Source organism: Pedobacter changchengzhani (assembly GCF_004354365.1).
Classification (GTDB): domain Bacteria; phylum Bacteroidota; class Bacteroidia; order Sphingobacteriales; family Sphingobacteriaceae; genus Pedobacter; species Pedobacter changchengzhani.
Genome location: NZ_SJCY01000004.1, coordinates 371602 through 391702 on the forward strand (window position 1 = coordinate 371602; position 20101 = coordinate 391702).

18 protein-coding genes are annotated in these 20101 nt (G+C 35.3%); 7 read left to right on the forward strand and 11 right to left on the reverse strand.

Features of this window, described 5'->3' with window-relative positions; all coding sequences use genetic code 11:
* Position 1 precedes the first annotated feature (1 nt).
* Positions 2–511, forward strand: coding sequence for a DUF1573 domain-containing protein (locus tag EZJ43_RS08825; RefSeq protein ID WP_133262333.1), 510 nt, complete (start codon positions 2–4; stop codon positions 509–511).
* 301 nt (positions 512–812) lie between these two features.
* Here EZJ43_RS08825 and lat read toward each other — a convergent pair whose 3' ends face one another.
* Positions 813–2144 carry an L-lysine 6-transaminase gene (gene lat, locus EZJ43_RS08830; RefSeq protein ID WP_133262334.1) on the reverse strand — a complete coding sequence of 444 codons (1332 nt, stop codon included), beginning with the start codon at positions 2142–2144 and terminating at the stop codon, positions 813–815.
* Between the two features lie 253 nt (positions 2145–2397).
* The gene (locus EZJ43_RS08835; protein ID WP_133262335.1) at positions 2398–3267 is read right to left on the reverse strand and encodes a 1-aminocyclopropane-1-carboxylate deaminase/D-cysteine desulfhydrase; all 870 of its coding nucleotides are present in this window, start codon (positions 3265–3267) and stop codon (positions 2398–2400) included.
* A gap of 361 nt (positions 3268–3628) precedes the next feature.
* Between EZJ43_RS08835 and EZJ43_RS08840 the strand changes: the two genes are divergently transcribed.
* Together EZJ43_RS08840 and EZJ43_RS08845 are read left to right on the forward strand one after the other, a co-directional pair.
* The gene (locus EZJ43_RS08840; RefSeq protein ID WP_133262336.1) at positions 3629–4657 is read left to right on the forward strand and encodes an RluA family pseudouridine synthase; all 1029 of its coding nucleotides are present in this window, start codon (positions 3629–3631) and stop codon (positions 4655–4657) included.
* A gap of 3 nt (positions 4658–4660) precedes the next feature.
* Positions 4661–5500: an aminotransferase class IV gene (locus EZJ43_RS08845; protein WP_133262337.1), complete on the forward strand. Its 840-nt coding sequence runs from the start codon at positions 4661–4663 to the stop codon at positions 5498–5500.
* A gap of 48 nt (positions 5501–5548) precedes the next feature.
* Here the strand turns inward: EZJ43_RS08845 and EZJ43_RS08850 are convergent, their stop codons facing one another.
* The 4 genes from EZJ43_RS08850 to EZJ43_RS08865 all read right to left on the reverse strand — a co-directional run bounded on the left by EZJ43_RS08850 (position 5549) and on the right by EZJ43_RS08865 (position 9986).
* Positions 5549–6805 carry a hypothetical protein gene (locus EZJ43_RS08850; RefSeq protein ID WP_133262338.1) on the reverse strand — a complete coding sequence of 419 codons (1257 nt, stop codon included), beginning with the start codon at positions 6803–6805 and terminating at the stop codon, positions 5549–5551.
* A complete protein-coding gene (locus EZJ43_RS08855; RefSeq protein WP_133262339.1) occupies positions 6798–7382 on the reverse strand; it encodes an RNA polymerase sigma factor in 585 nt (194 codons plus the stop codon). The genes EZJ43_RS08850 and EZJ43_RS08855 overlap by 8 nt, the downstream gene beginning before the upstream one ends.
* Before the next feature lie 120 nt (positions 7383–7502).
* Positions 7503–8204 carry a DUF4397 domain-containing protein gene (locus tag EZJ43_RS08860; protein ID WP_133262340.1) on the reverse strand — a complete coding sequence of 234 codons (702 nt, stop codon included), beginning with the start codon at positions 8202–8204 and terminating at the stop codon, positions 7503–7505.
* A gap of 159 nt (positions 8205–8363) precedes the next feature.
* Positions 8364–9986 carry an ABC-F family ATP-binding cassette domain-containing protein gene (locus EZJ43_RS08865; protein WP_133262341.1) on the reverse strand — a complete coding sequence of 541 codons (1623 nt, stop codon included), beginning with the start codon at positions 9984–9986 and terminating at the stop codon, positions 8364–8366.
* Positions 9987–10837: 851 nt separating this feature from the next.
* Here EZJ43_RS08865 and EZJ43_RS08870 point away from each other — a divergent pair.
* The 4 genes from EZJ43_RS08870 (at position 10838) to EZJ43_RS08885 (ending at position 13509) form a co-directional block, all read left to right on the forward strand.
* Positions 10838–11383: a hypothetical protein gene (locus EZJ43_RS08870; RefSeq protein WP_133262342.1), complete on the forward strand. Its 546-nt coding sequence runs from the start codon at positions 10838–10840 to the stop codon at positions 11381–11383.
* 96 nt (positions 11384–11479) lie between these two features.
* Positions 11480–12055 (forward strand): nitroreductase family protein, encoded by a 576-nt coding sequence (locus tag EZJ43_RS08875; RefSeq protein WP_133262343.1) that lies wholly within the window; start codon positions 11480–11482, stop codon positions 12053–12055.
* Between the two features lie 86 nt (positions 12056–12141).
* On the forward strand, positions 12142–12603 hold the full coding sequence (locus EZJ43_RS08880) for a 3-oxoacyl-ACP synthase (protein WP_243718068.1): 462 nt from the start codon (positions 12142–12144) through the stop codon (positions 12601–12603).
* 396 nt (positions 12604–12999) lie between these two features.
* Complete coding sequence (locus EZJ43_RS08885; protein WP_133262344.1) at positions 13000–13509, forward strand: YdeI/OmpD-associated family protein; 510 nt, start codon at positions 13000–13002, stop codon at positions 13507–13509.
* A 23-nt stretch (positions 13510–13532) separates the two neighbouring features.
* Here the strand turns inward: EZJ43_RS08885 and EZJ43_RS08890 are convergent, their stop codons facing one another.
* The 5 genes from EZJ43_RS08890 to EZJ43_RS08910 form a co-directional block, all read right to left on the reverse strand.
* On the reverse strand, positions 13533–14264 hold the full coding sequence (locus tag EZJ43_RS08890; protein ID WP_133262345.1) for a polyprenol monophosphomannose synthase: 732 nt from the start codon (positions 14262–14264) through the stop codon (positions 13533–13535).
* Between the two features lie 162 nt (positions 14265–14426).
* Positions 14427–16007, reverse strand: a complete 1581-nt coding sequence (locus EZJ43_RS08895) for a peptide MFS transporter (RefSeq protein ID WP_133262346.1) — start codon at positions 16005–16007, stop codon at positions 14427–14429.
* Between the two features lie 62 nt (positions 16008–16069).
* Positions 16070–17842 (reverse strand): peptide MFS transporter, encoded by a 1773-nt coding sequence (locus EZJ43_RS08900; protein ID WP_133262347.1) that lies wholly within the window; start codon positions 17840–17842, stop codon positions 16070–16072.
* A 140-nt stretch (positions 17843–17982) separates the two neighbouring features.
* Complete coding sequence (locus EZJ43_RS08905; protein ID WP_133262348.1) at positions 17983–18873, reverse strand: hypothetical protein; 891 nt, start codon at positions 18871–18873, stop codon at positions 17983–17985.
* Between the two features lie 44 nt (positions 18874–18917).
* On the reverse strand, positions 18918–20093 hold the full coding sequence (locus tag EZJ43_RS08910) for an acetyl-CoA C-acyltransferase (protein ID WP_133262349.1): 1176 nt from the start codon (positions 20091–20093) through the stop codon (positions 18918–18920).
* Positions 20094–20101: the final 8 nt, after the last annotated feature.

Below are 20101 nucleotides of genomic sequence, written 5' to 3' on the forward strand. Positions count from 1 at the left end.
AATGAAACGTTACATATTGGTTTTTTTATTTGTTTTGCCAATGCTCAACGCTTGTGTTGATTTACGCAAAGAAAAAACAACAGTCGAGGTAATCGACAATAATCGGCATTATTATCCTATTCAAATGGGACAAAAGTTGGAAATTCTTTTCCACGTTAAAAATACGGGTAAACATCCGCTAATTATATCGGATATTATAACTTCTTGTGGATGCTTGGTCCTTTCTAAATCTAATATTAATAATATCCCTTCGGGTGATGAAGCAGTATTGAGTCTTACCTATAACAGTGCTAAAAACGTTGGTTATGTGAAGCATTATATTACCCTATACGGAAATTTTCTTACAGATGTAAAGCAGGAATTAATTTTTGATGTAAACGTTGTGCCAGATGCCCTTTATACCAAGGATTACGAAGAGCTGTATAAAGAAGAAAAAGAAAAATATGGTGATGTTAAAAGTTTAGTCGATGGGAACGCAAATAATCAAGGTTATTACATGGGAGACCACTAATAATTGCGAGGTGTTTTAAAAAAAATTAATTCGCAATTTCGATGTATCGGTTATTCAGATGGCTTTTAGCTAATCTATCGAAATTAAATTTCTAGATTTTAATTATAATTTTTAGAAATTTAGCCATTAAACACGTAAGTTAATTGAGCCAATAAACATGCTATTTCATTAATTATCAGCTAAAAATTATTTAAAAATTAAGGCATTAGGAGCACTACTTAATGTTTTTAATGCCTCAATTTTTATTACAACTTAAATATGATTATTTACTAAGAAATTAACCTTTATTTCCAAACAACTATTATAAATTTGGCAATATTTTTTCCATTGCTGTCAAACCTTCATCTATATGTTTTTGCTCAATACATAACGCAGGGCGGAAACGGATTGTATGGCTTCCGCAACCTAAAAACATAACATTTTGTTCTAAACCCTTTTTAACAAATTCATTCCTCATTTCGGTATTGGGAAAATCAAAAGCGCATAGTAAACCTTTGCCACGCACATTGCTAATTTTGCCATGTTTTTGTGCAAATTTTTCGAGGTTCGACTTTAAATAATTTCCAACTTCCATTGCGTTGTTGCAAAGATCATCTTCTTTTAAAATTTGAAGAATTTGTGTAGAACGCACCATGTCAACTAAATTTCCACCCCAAGTGGAGTTAATCCTACTCGGTATGTTAAATACATTGGTTTCAATTTGATTTACTTTATCGCCAACCAAAATGCCACAAACTTGCATTTTCTTTCCAAAAGCAATAATGTCCGGACGAGCTTTTTCGCTAAAATGTTGGTGACACCAGAACTTGCCCGTTAAGCCGACACCGGTTTGCACTTCATCATAAATTAAAAATGCATCGTTTTCATCAGCCAAAGTTTTAAGCTGAATTAAGAACTCTTCGCGTAAATGATTGTCACCGCCTTCTGATTGTATTGGCTCGATGATAATGGCACAAATATCATCTTTATGATCTGCAAAAGCCTGCTTCACTTGGGCGATAGATAACTCTTCAGTTTGTATGGCGTGATTTAAATTTTCGCCATTTAACGGGAACTTTACTTGTGGTACACTTACTCTAGGCCAATCAAACTTGGCAAACCACTTTGTTTTATCAGGTAAAGTATTTGTTAAACTTAAAGTATAGCCGGTTCTACCGTGAAAAGCCTTTTCGAAATGCAACACTTTAAAACCTTTTTCTTCTTTATATCCTTTAGCAAAGTTTTTTTGCACTTTCCAATCCATTGCTACTTTAATGGCATTTTCTACAGCTAAACCACCACCTGCTATAAAAAAAGCGTGTGGCAAATAGGAGGGAATACCAATTTCCGAAAATCTTTTCACAAACTCTGCGTATTGCTGCGTGTACACATCAGAATTTGATGGATTGGCAATGGCTGCCGCTAATAGATTCTTTTTAAAGTTCTCATCGTTAATCATTTTTGGGTGATTATAGCCGAGCGGAACGGATGCGAAACAGGTGAAGAAATCGAGTAAAGTACGGTTGTATTTAGAATCGTAAATGTATGCGCCATGGCTTTTTTCCATGTCATACGTAAGATCGAAGCCATCAGCCAAAATGTGCTTACTTAAAATTTCATTTACTTGATCGGGTGCTACCGTTAATTGATACATATACTTGGATTTGGTTTCTCCAAATGTAGTAAAAAGCCCCTAATTTGCAAATTTAGGCACTTTTTGAAGATTATTTAAAAAATAGGTTTAAACAGTTTAAAGTATGTTTTTGGTTAAAATCGTTAGTTTTGAGCATAAAATGTTGAAAACTTTTTATGCTTACAGAGTAGTTTGAGGTGGTAAACTTAGCTGTAAACACCGAAAAAATGTAAAAAATGCGTTTAAATAAAATGGGGTCGTAGGTTTAAATCGCCTAAAATTTATCCATCATTCCAAACATACCAAGCAAGCCACCAGTATGAATGGCCAAAATTTTATCGTTGTTATTAATAATCTGTTTTTCCGCTAAATCTTTAATGGCGAAAAACATTTTGGCCGTATAAACAGGATCGATAAGCATGCCGGTTTTGGCCGTAAAGTCTTTTATAAAAGTGATGAGTTCTGGAGTGGTTTTTGCATAACCACCAAAGTGGTAATCGGTATGTAATATCAATTGATTAGAAATACTGCTATACTTTTTTATTTCCTCGGCAATGAAATCGCCACCCTTTAAAACGGGTATAATATGAAGTTTAGTTTTTAAATTATTCTTATAAATGCCATTTAATAACCCCGATGCAGTTGTGCCAGTACCTGCAGCGCAAAATATATGGTCGTAAGTTGTGTCAAGTTCGTCAATAATTTCTTCACAACCCAATGTTGCTTCCAAACATGCACCACCTTCATCAATAAAATAGGCATTTTTATCTGTTTCGAAATGGGTATCGAATAAATGAATTTTATTTTTGTATGCTTCTCTATCTACAAAAATTAAATCCATGCCATATAATTTGCAAAGCAAAAGCATTTGATTTGTTACTTCTTCACCGCGAACGAAGGCCGTAGCTTTTAGGTTTTTCCTGCTTGCCAACGCTGCCGTTGCAACTAAATGATTAGAATAAGCACCACCAAAAGTAACTAAATGTGTTCGGTTTTGATTTTGTGCTTCTTTAAGAATGTATTTTAATTTACGCCACTTGTTTCCAGAAATATATGGATCAATTAAATCATCTCTTTTAACAAATAACCGTTCAAAAGGAGGTAATTCAATTTTCTGTATTGGACTATTTAAATGTTCGAACACTTTTTAGTAATCCTAATTTAAATGACGTATTGATTAAGATGATTACTTAAAATATATTTGCCGCACTAAATAAGGGAAAAAATTAATAATGATTTTGATGTTTTGAGTGAGATTTTTCATTTTCGAGCGAGTTAATGTTGATTTTTCTTCTTCCAGAAACAACGGAAGCAATAAAAAGTTTTATATTATTTTAAAAAATTTAATTCAACCGTAAAATAAATTTATAACATGTTATAAAAGAAGCATTTAAAATTAGGTTGTAAAGATAAATTGTCTTAATTAATTAAGCGCAAAGATAATTACTTTTATTTAAAAAGCAGGCATAACGAGAAAAATGATGTTAAAAGTTTATTTTTGCCAAATGGAAAATGAGGTAGAAGTAAACGAAACCGAGGATCAAGAATTATATGAGCATTTAAAGATTGTAGTTGACAAAGGTCAATCGCTTTTGCGCATCGATAAATTTTTGATGATTCGGATTGAGAATGCTTCGCGTAACCGCATCCAAAATGCAATAGATGCTGGGAACGTTCTGGTTAATAAAAAGCAGATAAAAGCCAGCTACAAAGTTAAGCCTTTTGATGAAATTTCCATCGTTTTGCCGCATCCGCCACACGATAATGAGGTATATCCAGAAGATATTCCGATAGAGATTATTTACGAAGACAATGATTTAATGTTAGTGAATAAAGCTGCTGGCATGGTGGTGCATCCTGGTTTTAATAATTACACTGGCACGCTCGTAAATGCTTTGGCTTTTCACCACGATAATTTACCACAACTTGCAGGCAACGAAGGCAGGCCCGGTTTGGTACATAGAATTGATAAAGATACATCGGGTTTATTGTTAGTGAGTAAAAACGAGAAATCGATTACGCATTTGGCCAGGCAGTTTTTCGATCATAGCATTACCCGAAAGTATGTAGCTTTGGTTTGGGGCGATTTAGAAAATGAAGGCACAATTAGTGGCTATATTGGTAGAAGCGCTAAAGACCGTAGAATTATGGATGTGTATGAGGAGGAAGATAAGGGTAAATGGTCGGTAACACATTATACGGTTTTAGAACGTTTTGGCTACGTTACCTTAATAAGTTGTCAGCTAGAAACCGGCCGAACTCATCAGATTAGAGCGCACATGCAACATATCGGTCATCCATTATTTAACGATGCCTCGTACGGTGGTGATCGAATTTTAAAAGGAACTACCTTTAATAAATATAAACAGTTTGTAGAAAATTGCTTTGCATTATTGCCTCGCCAAGCGCTCCATGCCCAAAGTTTAGGGTTTGTACACCCCACAAGTGGCGCATTTATGCACTTTGAATCGCCATTGCCAGAAGATTTTGAAGCTGCTTTAAACAAATGGAAAAATTACGTTGCAACCACCTAAAATATGCCGTCACAATTTCTTTTGTTCAATGATGAATTTCATCCCGCTGATGAGCCCATTTTAACAGCTACTAACCGTGGCTTTAAGTTTGGAGATGGTATTTTTGAAAGTATGCGGATGATTAACAATAAACTCCAATTTGCCGATCTACATGCCGATCGGTTGATGGATGGTATGAAAGCGCTCAAAATGGATGGTTACGCTTTGATGGATGATTACTTTATCCGTCAAAAAACGACAGATTTAGCTAGAAAAAATAAATGGAATGGAAATGTACGTTTTCGTTTAGCAGTTTTTCGTGGTGGTTCTGGAACTTATACGCCCGAAAGTAGTAAAGCAGGGTATGTTTTGGAGGGTATCTCATTAAAATCGAATAAGTACGATTTGAACACCAAAGGATTAATTATTGATGTGTTTGATGAATTACCAAAGCCGATTAATAGGTTATCGAATTTTAAAACTTCCAATGCTTTGCTGTACGTTATGGCGGGAATTTTCAAAGTTCAAAACGGTTTGGATGAAGCTATGATTTTAAATCAGAACGGTTTTTTATGCGAAAGCATTAGTGCCAATGTTTTTGTAGTGTACAATAAACAAATTTATACACCATCATTAAGCGAGGGATGTGTTGGCGGTGTAATGAGAACTGCCGTAATGCGATTGGCCAAAGCGCACAATATTCCGTTAATTGAAGCACAAATAAATCCAGAAATATTGAAAGAAGCCGACGAAGTTTTTATTACCAATGCCACACAAGGGATACAGTGGGTTATGGGCTATGGGAGGAAACGCTATTTTAACGAATTTTCTAAATTCTTATCAGAAAAATTAAATACTTTTTAAAAAGTTTGTGTCTTCTAAATTTCAATTTGCACGCCAGCGTTGTACCACTTAAAACTCAAATTTAAATCTTAATCCACCATTGGTGAGGTTCAAATTTTCTGAAGAAAAATCTTTCATCGGTACATTTAAAAAAGGTTCAATTGCAATATTTTTCTTCGATGATATTTTTTGCTTATAACCTAGAGAGAAGTTGTAAAACCCCAAATATTTATCGTTAATAACCTCATTTTCTGTTTGTTTTTCAGATACTTGATTCGTTTGTACCAACATTTTCTGCTCTGCAATGCCAAGCGTACTTACCACGCTTGTGTTTTTAGTTTCGGTTACTATGTAATTATTTTGTTGGTCATTTTTTATGGTGGCAAATGCCGAAATACCCAATCCTGTATAAAATTTATCGCTAATGCTGTATTTTAACGCTAAGGGAATATTTATACCTTTTAAATTGGCGTCAATCGATTCTAAATTTTTTGTATTGGTAGGCAAAGCACTGGCTCTAGCCATGTTCATTGGGGCGCTTGGCGAATTTGGCAAGCCACCTTTGGTACTTAAAGCAGAGTAGGCAATGCCCGAGCTTAAAGATAGTTTTTTAGCAATAGAATAGGATAGCGAGAAACCATAATTCATATTCAACTTGTTATCGTTACCCATTGATGGTGCAACGTAAATATCTTGTTGCCACTTATTAACAGTTTTATTTTTTCCTGCCTTAACTAAATTATTTTTACTATCTGTCGCCAGCAATTTTTCAAATGTAGCGCTAGCGGTTGGTTTAGCTACATTGTCATTCGGAACAGGTACTGCCGTTTTTTCTTCAGCTAATTTATTATTAGGAGCGTTAGAAGCAATTATATCACGCTGTTCTAACTCACTTGTCAAATCAGCACTTTGTTTTTCTATGGCAACGGCGGGGTTAGCCATTAAGGTATTTTTAAAATTTAATTTAGCTTTATTTTGAATCGAAATACTTGTTAATCTTTTTTTAGTTGGAATTGGGTTATTCGATGCTACGTTTAGTTTTTCTAAAATTATTTCTGTTGTGCCCTTTTTTACTTTCGGTTGCGTATTACTTGATTTAACTTTTACAATCATATTATTTGTACCATTTGGCGTTTTGTGCTCATTACCAACATATAACAAAGTGCCAAGTATTAAAACAATAACAGCGGCTGCCCATAGTGGCCAGTATATAAATTTCGGCTTTATGGCATTTTGCGCACTAAATTGCTCCCACGCACCAGGTTTATAAGCCTCTTCGTGTGCAAGCAGGCTGTCCTTAATCTCGTCAATTAATTCTTTATCCATTTTTTTTGTGTGAACTAACTAAGGTTTTTAAATATAAATCTCGGAGCTTACTTTTAGCCCTTGTTAAATAAACTCGACTAGCACTTTCGGAGATATTGATCATTTTAGAAATTTCTTCATGCGAAAATCCTTCAATTTCATATAGGTTGAAAACCAATCTATGTATTTCAGGTAAATCATTCAATAGTCGTAAAATATCTTGTACATGTAAATCAGAAGCTAACGAAACCTCGTAAACCGGGAGGTCGCTTTCCAATAAATCATTAACATAATATTGGTCTTTGAAAGTTCTGATTTTATCTATCGCAGTGCGAGATGAAATTTTCGCCATCCATCCTTTAAACGCTTTCTGCACATCAGTAGATTGAGCGGGAATGTGAAAGTCTTTTATACCTTTAAAAATTTTAATAAAGCAATCATTTACAACTTCTTCGCGGTCATAATTGTTGTTTATATATCGCAAAATAATTCCCATAACATAGCCATAAAATGATTTATACATCATTTCTTTACAGCTGTTGTCGTTCCGTTTACAGCCTGCTATAATTTCGTCAATGGTGGGTATCTTTTTTATCAACCTTCAACAAATCTGATGATATTAATTTAATGATGAATATTTTGTACACTATAAACGAAAATAACACCATCCAGTTGTGTGTGTTTTAGGATGATGTTAATTTTCATTTCGATAGGTGTATTATTTGTGTGTCAGAATACTCAATCCAAATTTCGTGCTGTCCGTTGTGCTTTTTAAACCCTTTGCCCAAAGCGTGTAAATTTTCCCTGCCTCAATTTTTGTAGCTGGTAAAGTGGCGGTTACATTTGTGCCTTCTTTAATTTCGAAAGTATAACTAGCTGATGGATCGATTGAAATAAAAGGAGAAACATCTTTAAAAGCTTTGCCGTTAAATAAAGTAGTGCTTTGTCCCATTATATCCAAATCTAAAGCAGGTGCATCCGGACTTAAATTAATAAAACGAATTTTTGCTTTACCCGTTTCTGGCGCTTTTAAATCATCTTGAACCAACAAAATTTCTGGCTTAGGTAAAACACCAATAATAAATGCAGAATAAAACGTACCCTCCGCCAAGTTTACAGGTAGCGTTGCAAGATATTTTACCGAATCTTTTTTGGCGATTCCGATTAATCGACCGCCAGGAAATGCGCCGAAATAGCCCAAATCGTTAGTGTAAGTAAAAATTTTATTGGTTACTTTTTGGTTATCTACAATTAAATCTAAAGCGCCAGTGCCTGGCGATGCGTGCACAAAACCTAATCCGGCTATGGTAATTTCTTTATAATCGTTCTCTTTTTTACAAGCCGACATCAATAAAACTGATGCAAATAGGGTAAATAATAATTTTGAAGTTGTACTTAATGTTTTCAAATTAGTTTTCATTTTAATGTTTTTTAAATCAATTTAAGGATAAAATTTTGTTAACAGCCATTAATGCTATATACAACTAAACGTATTGAAGTACAGAAACGCTACACCTAATTTTAAAAAAAAAGCCACATGTAAATTTACATGCGGCTTTAAAATATAAATTATGTTTTTTTACGAATACATTTCTTCGCGAAGTTTTGCAACATCCGCGCTGTTAATGTATTCATCGTAAGTCATTAATTTATCAATTGTACCTTTTGGCGTAATCTCGATAATTCTATTTGCAACCGTTTCAGTTAGTTGATGATCTCTTGAAGTAAACAATATTGCACCTTTAAAATCTTTCATTCCGTTGTTTAATGCTTCAATAGATTCTAAATCCAAGTGATTGGTAGGTTCATCGAACATTAGTAAGTTTGCTTGTTGCAACATCATCCTAGAGAACATACAGCGCATTTTTTCTCCACCCGAAAGCACTTTTACATTTTTCAAAACTTCTTCGCCAGAGAATAGCATGCGACCTAAAAAGCTACGCACAAATTGCTCATCGGCATCGGTGCCAGAATATTCGCGCAACCAATCTACCAAGTTCTCATCTTTATTGCTAAAATATTCAGCGTTATCGTTCGGAATATCGGCAGTACTAATGGTTACACCCCATTTAAATTCGCCTTTATCTGCAGTTGTTCTACCAGTTAACACATCGTAAAAAGCTGCGGTAGCTAAACTATTTTGAGATAGAACAGCAATTTTATCGCCTTTATTTACCATGAAAGTTATTTTATCGAATAAAACACCATCATTGCCAGATTTAGCTAGTGCATCAACCTGTAAAATTTGATCGCCAGCTTCTCTACCAGTATTATTGAAAATAATTGCAGGATATTTACGGCTAGACGCTTTAATTTCGGAAATATCAATTTTATCTAAAGCCTTTTTACGCGAAGTTGCTTGCTTAGATTTTGATGCATTTGCGCTAAACCTGCGGATAAATTCTTGTAATTCTTTTACTTTTTCTTCTGTCTTTTTATTTTGATCGCTGCGTTGTTTTAATGCCAACTGACTAGATTCGTACCAGAAAGTATAGTTACCCGAATAGGTACTCATTTTGGCAAAGTCGATATCCACAATATGTGTACAAACTGCATCTAAAAAGTGTCTATCGTGAGAAACCACCAATACAATATTTTGATAATCAGCTAAGAAGTTTTCTAACCAAGCGATGGTTTCAATGTCCAAATCGTTGGTAGGCTCATCTAATAACAAAATATCAGGATTACCAAATAAAGCCTGCGCTAAAAGCACACGTACTTTTTGGGTGTTATCAAGCTCTTTTAATAATTTATAGTGATTTTCTTCAGTTATGCCCAGGTTGCTTAACATGGTTGCAGCATTGCTTTCCATATTCCAGCCATCTTTTTCAGCAAAGATATTTTCCAATTCGCCAGCACGTTCGCCATCTTTTTCGGTAAAATCTTCTTTCATGTAAATGGCGTCTTTTTCTTTCATGATGGCATAAAGTTCTTTATGGCCCATCATTACAGTTTCCAATACCGAATTATCATCAAATTCGTGGTGGTTTTGCTTTAAAACCGCCATTCTTTCGCCAGGTGTAAAAGCTACGCTACCCGAAGTTTGACTAACTTCTCCAGATAAAATTTTTAGAAAAGTAGATTTACCTGCGCCGTTAGCTCCAATTACACCATAGCAATTGCCTTGGTTAAATTTTAAGTTAACGTCTTCAAATAATGTGCGTTTGCCGTAGCGTAATGATAAATTAGAAACTGAAATCATGCTTGAAAATTAATAAGGCGCAAAGATACGGAAAAAGGTTGAGGGTAAAAAGAAGGGATTTTGTAAGGTTTTCGTAATGATGCGCCGTCATGTCGAGCGAGCGTAGCGACGAGATATCTCTAAGTTTATATGCGCTGCATTAACGTTGGTTTCTGCAATTAAACTAACAGATTTCTCCTCGTGAAAAACTCGTTCGCATGCGTGCCTCAGGCATGAAATGACGGTTTGGATATTCGTCATGTCGAGCGGGTGTAGGGCGAGATATCTCTAAGTTTATAAGCGCTGCATTAACGTTGGTTCCTGCAATTAAACTAACAGATTTCTCCTCGTGAAAAACTCGTTCGCATGCGTGCCTCAGGCATGAAATGACGGGTTTGGATATTCGTCATATCGAGTGCGCGTAGCGACGAGATATCTCTAAGTTTATATGCACTGCATTAACGTTGGTTCCTGCAATTAAACTAACAGATTTCTCCTCGTGAAAAACTCGTTCGCATGCGTGCCTCAGGCATGAAATGACGGTTTGGTTATGCGTCATATCGAGTGCGCGTAGCGACGAGATATCTCTACGTTTATATGCACTGCATTAACGTTGGTTCCTGCAATTAGACTAACAGATTTCTCCTCCTGAAAAACTCGTTCGCATGCGTGCCTCAGGCATGAAATGACGGTTTGGTTATGCGTCATATCGAGCGAGCGTAGCGACGAGATATCTGTTTGTTCTTTTGCACTGACCCCATTTAACTACAGTTTTTCAATTATGAGATTTCTCCTCATTAAAAAAAATTATTCGCCTGCATACCTCGGGAGCGAGGTGACGGATAGAAAAATTTTTCTAATTTTATATTATCATGCAATTCATAATCGACTCCATAAAAACCACAATCAGTAAAAGCAAAGTAGAAAAACTGGCTTCTATTGCTTGTGATGAAACTTTTTCTGTAAAATATTTAATCGATTTAAGTTTTCATGATGATAAACAAATCGGTTTCCGTGCTGCGTGGATTTTAGAGAACGTTTATTCCAATCATAATGAAAGGTTTTTACATTACACTAATTATTTTTTAGAGAAATTTCCACTTCAAAAAAATCTATCCGCCTTAAGGCATTATGTTAAAATCTTAGCATTTATTACAAAGAAGAATGCATCACCAGAAATTAAAAACATCATTAATAACTATAACACAGATGAAATTGTTGAAGTAGTTTTTGCATGGTTAATTGATGAAAAAGTGCCAATTGCAGTAAAATCATTCTGTTTAAATATATTAGCCAATCTTAATATTAAACACGATTGGATAAAAGAAGAGTTGCTGCAAACGATGGATTTTTTGGTGGATAAAGAGCGCATTGGTTTTTTTTCGAAAGTGAAGATGATTCGGAGGCAGCTAAAATAGTATCAAGTATTTAGTATTAAGTCAAAAGGGCATAAAAACAGCAAATCTTCTACATTTCTTACCTTTAGTCTTTCAGCTTTTAGCTATTTTTACAGCATGAGTACCAATTACGAAATTGTATCGAAAGTTATAAAGGAGCGTCGAAGTATTTTTCCGGCGAGTTATCTTAAAAAGGAGATTCCTGTTGAAGTAATTAATCAGATTTTGGACAGTGCAAATTATGCACCTACACATAAATTAACGCAACCTTGGCGTTTTACGGTGATTAGAAAAGCAGGTTTGCCAAAGTTAGGTGTTAAGATGGGCCAACTTTATAAAGATTTAGTATCACCAGAAAATTTTATTCAAAAAAAGTACAATAGTTTTGCAGAGAAGACAAGTCAGGCCGATTGTATTATCGCTATTAATATTGCTGTAAGTGGAAAAATCCCCGAATGGGAGGAATTGGCAGCCGTTGCCTGTGCGGTGCAGAATATGGCCATTACCGCAGAGAGTTTAAAAGTTGGAGCCTATTGGAGTACGCATGCATTAATTAATAATTTGGGTAGTTTTTTAGGCTTAAAAGAGAATGAAAAATGTATAGGCTTGTTTTATATGGGCTACCATAATGAAACACCTTCAAAACCAAATCGAACACCTATCGAAGAAAAAATAACGTGGATTGAGGATTAGTAAACTAGTATCTGTTTTCGTTATCACTTATTTTATGTTAACTCGTTAGTGCTTTAGATTTATCTTATTTATCAAACATCTTTCTCATGTCTCAAATCTCACTGATCAAATCTCAACTATATCAGCTTTGCCTTACTTTTATTCAAAATAGGATAGAAAATATAGAATATTCACTTTTACAAGCACGGCAAGCATCAAACGATGATACCAAAAGTAGCGCTGGCGATAAATACGAAACCACCCGCGAAATGATGCAGCAGGAGATGGATCGAAATAGTAAACTGCTTTATGAAGCCGGACAGCAGAAAATTGCTTTACAGCAAGTGGAAAATGTAGAAGAAGCCAAAATTGTAAAAAATGGAAGCTTAGTTTTAACGAATGAGGGAAATTTTTACATTAGTATTAGTGCTGGAGAATTAAATGTTGAGGGGAAGAAATACTTTGCTGTTTCGCAGGCATCGCCAATTGGCAAGCTTTTTATTGGTAAAAAGATAAAAGATGAGTTGGGTTTTAATGGTAAAAAGTATTTAATCGATAAAATTTTGTAGAAAGGGTTGGCGTTTGCTATCGTATCTAAGACGTAATTAATTTTATAAAACCATTATAAATGATGTTTTATTGTTCTAGCCGGACAGGCTTTTTTCTTTTTGACAGCAAAAAGAAACAAAAACTACCGGCTGAAAATTTTTGTATTAAAGTTAGTGGTTTGGCTCGGAAAGTGGATTCCCAAAAATTTGTTAGGCTGGGTCTAAGCTGAACGGGGATTTATTAATTAGGCTTAGCCAGACGGAAATACCAATTTAATACTGATTAATAATTAATTACAAATACCTTCAATGGTAAAGTAGGCTAAGGATAAATAACTTGTTATTTTTCTCCTTAACTTTATGAAATTGCACCAAGGTTCTATGTGTTAAAGAGCAATTTAAACAAAAATATTAAAAATGATTTCCTTTAAAGCTGAGATAGAAAAATTTGGGCAAGCTGGAGAAAAAACCGGTTGGAGCTATGTTTTTATTCCTTCTGCTCTGGCTAATCAACTAAAAAAAGACTGCAAAAAAAGTTTTAGAGTTAAAGGGAAAATAGATGCTTTAGAAGTAGCTGGGCTTGCAACTACGCCAATGGGTAATGGCGATTTTATATTGGCTTTAAAAACTGAATTGCGTAAAAAGTTGAGAAAAGAAGCGGGTGGAAGTTTACTGCTTTTTTTAGAGGAAGACATAAACTTTAAAATAGAAATGCCCGACGATTTGGAGATTTGCTTGCGCGAGGAATCACATTTAATGCAAAATTTCATTGGGCAACCAAAGTCCTACCAAAATTACTATATCAATTGGATTAATCAGGCAAAAACGGAAACTACCCGAACAAAAAGAATTGTAATGACTGTTATTGCAATGGATAAAAAGCAAGATTTTGGAACAATGATGAGGGAAAGTAAAGAGAAATTGTAGGTCAACTTACCACTTATAACCTACTACTTTCTATTATAATTCCGAAACCAACTATTAACCTTCATCTGTATTACGCCAACAAAAGCTTCTCTAAAAATACTGGTACTCATTTTTGATGCGCCTTCCGTTCTATCGGTAAAAATAATAGGAACTTCTACCACATTAAAACCGTACTTAATGGCAGTAAATTTCATTTCGATTTGGAAAGCATAACCTACAAATTTAATTTTATCCATAGCGATGGTTTCCAAAACAATGCGCTTGTAACACTTAAAGCCTGCAGTAGCATCTTGGATGTTAATTCGAGTAATTAGGCGCACATACATTGAGGCAAAATACGACATCAAAACTCTGCCCATTGGCCAATTTACAACATTTACACCCTTTACATATCTAGAACCAATGGCAACATCTGCGCCATTAAGGCAAGCCGTTCGCAAACGAATTAAATCTTCAGGATTGTGCGAAAAATCGGCATCCATTTCGAAAATGTAAGCGTAGCTTTTTTGTAATGCCCATTTAAAACCGTGGATGTAAGCAGTGCCTAAACCTTGCTTTCCCGCCCGTTCCTCAATAAATAACTTTTCGGCAAATGCTAACTGTAAATTTTTTACAATTTGAGCGGTGCCATCCGGAGAACCATCATCAATAATTAAAACATGAAAAGGTTGTGCCAACGAAAATACCTTACGGATAATCTTTTCGATGTTCTCCTTTTCATTGTAGGTTGGTATAATGACTAAACTGTCTGACACGCTAATTTTATTAAGTTATTCAAGTTTTGGCAATCTGCTTTCCGCTTTTCCCAAAGAGATGACTTTAGACTTGCTTTATGCCTTCCGCTTTAGGATGGCGAAATTAAATATTTAATTTGAAATTAAACCTGCATCAATACAATTGATCAGGGTTAAAATATGTTACCTAACTTCCTGCATTAATTTTTTAACTAAAGGCGAAATTACAATAAGTATTACACCAGCAATAATTGCATAAATGGCAAGCTGTTTATAACCATCGGTGTAGGTAATTAATTTTTGCGGAAGCGAATCTGCCTCTGCACCTTTTGATAAACCTGCGCCCAAAATACCTGCCACGTACTGACCATAAGCACTGCCTAAAAACCACATACCCATCATTACGCCTTGCAGTTTTCTTGGCGATAATTTAGTCATAATGGATAATCCGATAGGAGACAGGCAAAGTTCGCCGAAAGTAACTACTAAATAAGCAACGGTAAATACATCAAGCGAAGCAATACCTTGAATGTTTGCAAAAAAGCGAGTGGCGTAAAAAATATAATATCCACCGCCTAAAAACAAAAATCCCAATCCAAATTTAATAATCGTGTTTGGTTCTATTTTCTTTTTTGCCAAAGCAATCCATACTATGCTAAATACAAACGCGAAAATTATAACAAATAACGAATTTGCCGAATTGTTAACGCCATTGGGGTCGAGATGAATAGCACCCAATAAACTATCATTTAAATTTCTGGCAGCAAACAAACTCAATGAGCCACCACTTTGCTCGTAAATACCAAAAAATATGATCGAGAAAAAGATAAATATTAATGCCGCACAAAGTTTTTTACGCTCTGCCCAATTATATTTCATCATTTCGTAAAAAACATAAATTAATGCTGCCGGCCCTACAATAAGCATAAACCAGTTGGTATATTCTGTTTTTTTAACCATAATCATAATTACGGGAATGATGGCCAACGAACCAAGATAAACGCCATAAGTGCCCAACAGGCTCGATTGCTTTTTCTGGGTAATAACTGCGGGTTCTGTTTTAGAATTTGCACCAATGCCTTCAAAAATAACTTCCTCAAATTCTTCTCCATTTGGTGGTAAACCAATTGGCCCCATTTGTTTTTGAGTAAAAAGAAAAGTGATCAAACTTATGGTCATTACCACGGCAGCCAAGCCGAAGGCTACGTTCCACGTTAGATTGGCTGGAATATATTCGTTAAAAATTTGACCTTTACCAATTGCAATACAAGCATAACCGCCAAGTAATGCGCCGACATTTATACCAGCATAAAAAACCGAAAAGCCAGAATCGCGCCTTACATCATTTTTATGGTACAAGCTACCAACCATTGTAGAAATGTTGGGTTTAAAAAATCCCGTACCAATGATGGTAAAACTGATTCCTAAAAAGAAAAATTGATGCGGATCATACGCTAAGATTAAACTACCGGTAATCATCAATAATCCACCCCAAAAAAGCGATTTTCTAAATCCTAAAATTTTATCGGCAAATAACCCACCAATAAAAGTAAAAGCATAAACAAAAGCTTGGGTAGCACCATACTGCAGTTGTGCTACATCATCTTTCATAAAAAGTTGCGTTACCATAAAATAGGTAAGCATTCCCCGCATGCCGTAAAAGCAAAAGCGCTCCCACATTTCGGAAAAAAATAGTGCCCATAACTGTTTCGGATATTTACCCTTAAAATTTTGAATTTCGCTTAATGAAATAGTTTTTTCCATCTTTAAATTTTTGTTGAATTTAAAAAGCCTTTGAAGTTTTTCAAAGGCTTTTTACGAATATTTTATTTTACGCCGTGCATTAATCTTTTGATTAATGGATTAAGCAACATAATGAATAAACCCAAACCAATTGGGATAATTGTGAATATTAAGAAAAAAGTACTCATAGAATATTGCTCGGTAATTTTATCAATCATACCACCAGTTGTACCTGCAATTTTATTACCAATGGCAACTGCTAAGTACCAAATACCAAACATAATTGCAATCATCCGGCCGGGTACTAATTTAGATAGGTACGATAAGCCTACTGGCGAGATAAAAAGTTCGCCCATGGTGTGGAAGAAATATGCTAAAATTAGCCAAATCATACTTACCGAAGCAATTTTTGCACCAGAAGGGATTGAGCTAGAACCATAAGCAAGTGCAGCAAAGCCGATGCCCAATAAAATCATTCCGAAGGCATTTTTCATCGTTGCCGATGGATTGTACTTACTTTCCCAAAGTTTGGAAACAATTGGAGCAAAAGAGATAATAAAAAGTGAATTTAATATACCGAACCAAGTTGCAGGCACTTCGGCTTTAACATCAGTATATTGATTTTTTAACATGTAAATTACGATGCCCCAAATCAATATAAAACCGAATGCCAATATAATGTTACCCAAAGCGTATTTGGCAAAAGTTTGTTGGAAAAGCTTAATTAATACAAATGAAATGATTAATAATGGTACAACGGTGATTAAGGTGTTGGCGACGTTAAACATTATTTTTGCATCTCCATCCAACAATCTTGCGGTATAGTCTTTTGCAAAAATCGTCATTGATCCACCTGCTTGCTCAAACGCAGCCCAAAAGAATATAGTGATAAATGCTAAGATAATTACAACAATCATTTTATCTCTAAGGATTGAAGAGTATTGGGTAATCCTTTTTACTAAGACGAAAATGAATAGAATTAAGGCACTTATTATGGCAAAATTACTGCCTGAGATATTGTAAACATTAAAATTAAATAAATTGATTGAGGTGATTTTTGAAAGCGGATCGTTAATAACCCAAACCAAACCAACAACAGAAATAATTGCGATAATTACCAAATCTAAAGTAGAAAAAGGATTACGTTTTGCGTCAGACGGATGTTCATCTTCATCAACTGCGTTGATATCGTTAACAGGTTTTAAACCAATATCGCCAAAAATACCTTTTGTAAAATAAAATTGAAGCATGCCTACAAACATAAATATTCCTGCTAAGCCAAATCCGTAGCTCCAACCCCAATTTGGGTTTTCGCCGATATAACCACACAATAGCATGCCTAAAAATGCGCCAGAGTTAACCCCCATGTAGAATATGGTGTAGGCACCATCTTTTTTCTCAGGATGTTTTTTATACATTTGAGATAAGATAGAAGTCATATTCGGTTTAAAGAAACCGTTGCCAATTACCAATAAACCTAAGCCCAAATACATAAAAATTGGGTTAAATTCGAAAGCCATAGAAAGGTGACCTAACGTCATTAATAGTGCGCCAACAATAACAGCCCAGCGGTAACCAATAATTTTATCGGCAATATAGCCACCTAAAATTGGTGTTAAATAAGCTAAAGATGTATAAGAACCATATATTGCTAAAGCTTGTTCTCTTGGCCAGCCCCAACCCGGGTTGCCACCCATTATGGCAGAAGTAAGGAATAATACAAGCAAAGCCCGCATGCCGTAATATGAAAATCTCTCCCACATTTCTGTAAAGAACAAAACAAATAAGCCAGCCGGGTGGCCCATTACTTTGCTTTTAAAGAAATCGTTATTGGTTTCGGTTGTTGTTGTAAGCATAAAACAATCTTTTGTTTAGGTTTATGAATTCAGAATTTGTGTGCTGTTCAGTTAGTTTTTAAAGGGTGCAATATAGGGAGTGAATGGCAAACTCACAAATATTTGCAATAAACACCTTAATGGCTTTGATTTTAAGTTGTTTAAAATTTCTTTTCGGGTTTTAATTTCTTTTTTGGATCTGCATAAAGTTCGTCATTTCCATTAATTTCGTTTTTTAAATCCACGTTTTCTTGATGTTTTAATCGGCCTCCAATAATTTTAAAGCCATCAAAACTTAAATCCGACCCATAATATTCGAACTTGCCAACCATGCTTTCTTCAAAAGGCACAAGGTGATCGTAAACAATCATACCTGCTTTTTTATCAGATTTAAGCATCATGGCGTTTTGTTTGTTGTACTCAAATATTACCCGATTGGTATCTTTAAATAATTTTCCATCAAATACCGGCGCACCAAAAACAACTTTATCTTTATCGAAGGCTAAAATTTCAATCACTTTTTTTGTAGTGCTTGCGTTGTTGCCCTTCCAGCCCAACAATACGTAATAGGGGAGCTTTCCGGGTGCAGTAACTGGAATAATTTCGTAATAACGGGCACCGAACCATTTTTGATTATCGGTGATTTGATTTGCATTAATAATGTTTTCGGTTTGATCAATTAGGGGATAAAGTTTTAATGCACCTCCATTTGTATTCATTTGAATGGTGCCATAAAAGCGGTAAGTGCCATCATCCAACGGTAAATACCATGATAAAATGCGAAATGATTGATCGCCAGAATTGATAACAGATACGGTTTTAAGTGAATCGAACGGGTAATTGTAAGCATTGTTCAGTTTTAGCGCTTCGATTAGGGTTTTTACAAAGCGCGCATTTTCGGCAAGTTTTTTCTCTTTACCAATGGCATTTAAAGTTAAATTGGAAATTTTGATCAAGCTATCTTGCAACGCATTTAATTTGTTTTGCTGCGCATGAGCAGCAATGGTAAAAAACGTAACTAAAACACATAATAACAACTTGATATTTTTCATATTTAATCTAATCTCTAATCCCTAAACTTTTAACCGCTAACCCGCTAAAACCTTTCCACCACCAAAGCACTGGCACCGCCACCACCATTGCAAATTCCAGCAACGCCAATTTTTCCGTTGTTTTGTTTTAAAACTGATAATAAAGTCACCACAATTCTGGCACCCGAAGCACCAAGTGGATGACCTAAAGCCACTGCGCCACCGTTCATATTTACTTTTGATCCATCGAGTTTTAGTAACTGATTATTCGCAATTGCAACTACAGAAAAAGCTTCGTTAATTTCAAAATAATCTACATCATTTATATTGATATTGGCTTTATGTAGCGCCAAAGGGATTGCTTTAGCCGGTGCAGTTGTAAACCATTCTGGCGCTTGTTGTGCATCGGCGAAGCCTAAAATTTTGGCTAATGGTTTTATTCCTAATTGTTTTGCTTTTTCGGCACTCATTAAAACTAAAGCAGCTGCACCATCATTTAATGTGGATGCATTTGCGGCCGTAACAGTTCCATCTTTTTTAAACACTGTTTTTAAAGCTGGTATTTTATCAAATTTTACCGCATTTGGTTCTTCATCGCTATCAATTTTTGATATTTCTCCTTTCCTGTCTTTTACTTCGATAGGAATTATTTCTTCAACAAATTTTCCGTCAGTTTGTGCAGCCTGTGCTTTTTGGTAAGATTTAATGGCAAATTGATCCTGCGTTTCTCTCGAAATATCGCATTCAGTTGCGCAAAGTTCTGCTGCCGAACCCATGTGGTAATCGTTGTAAACATCCCACAAGCCATCTTTTACTAATCCATCAGTTAACTGGCCGTGCCCTAATCTATACCCATTTCTGGCTTTATCTAAATAGTAAGGTACGTTACTCATGCTTTCCATTCCACCGGCTACAATTATATCATTATCGCCATTGGCGATACTTTGTGCAGCCAGCATAATGGCTTTAGTGCCCGAAGCGCACACTTTGTTTACCGTAGTTGCGGGCAAATCTGGCAAACCAGCGTATTTGCTTGCTTGGGTTGCTGGCGCCTGACCTAAATTGGCCGATAAAACATTGCCCATAATAACTTCTTGAATCTGATCGGCCTTTAAGCCTGCTTTTTCTATAGCGCCTTTAATTGCAAAGCCACCTAATTGTGTTGCAGAAAATTGAGCCAACGAACCTCCAAAGCTTCCAATAGGGGTTCTAACAGCTGATACAATAACAACTTCTCTCATGAATTAAA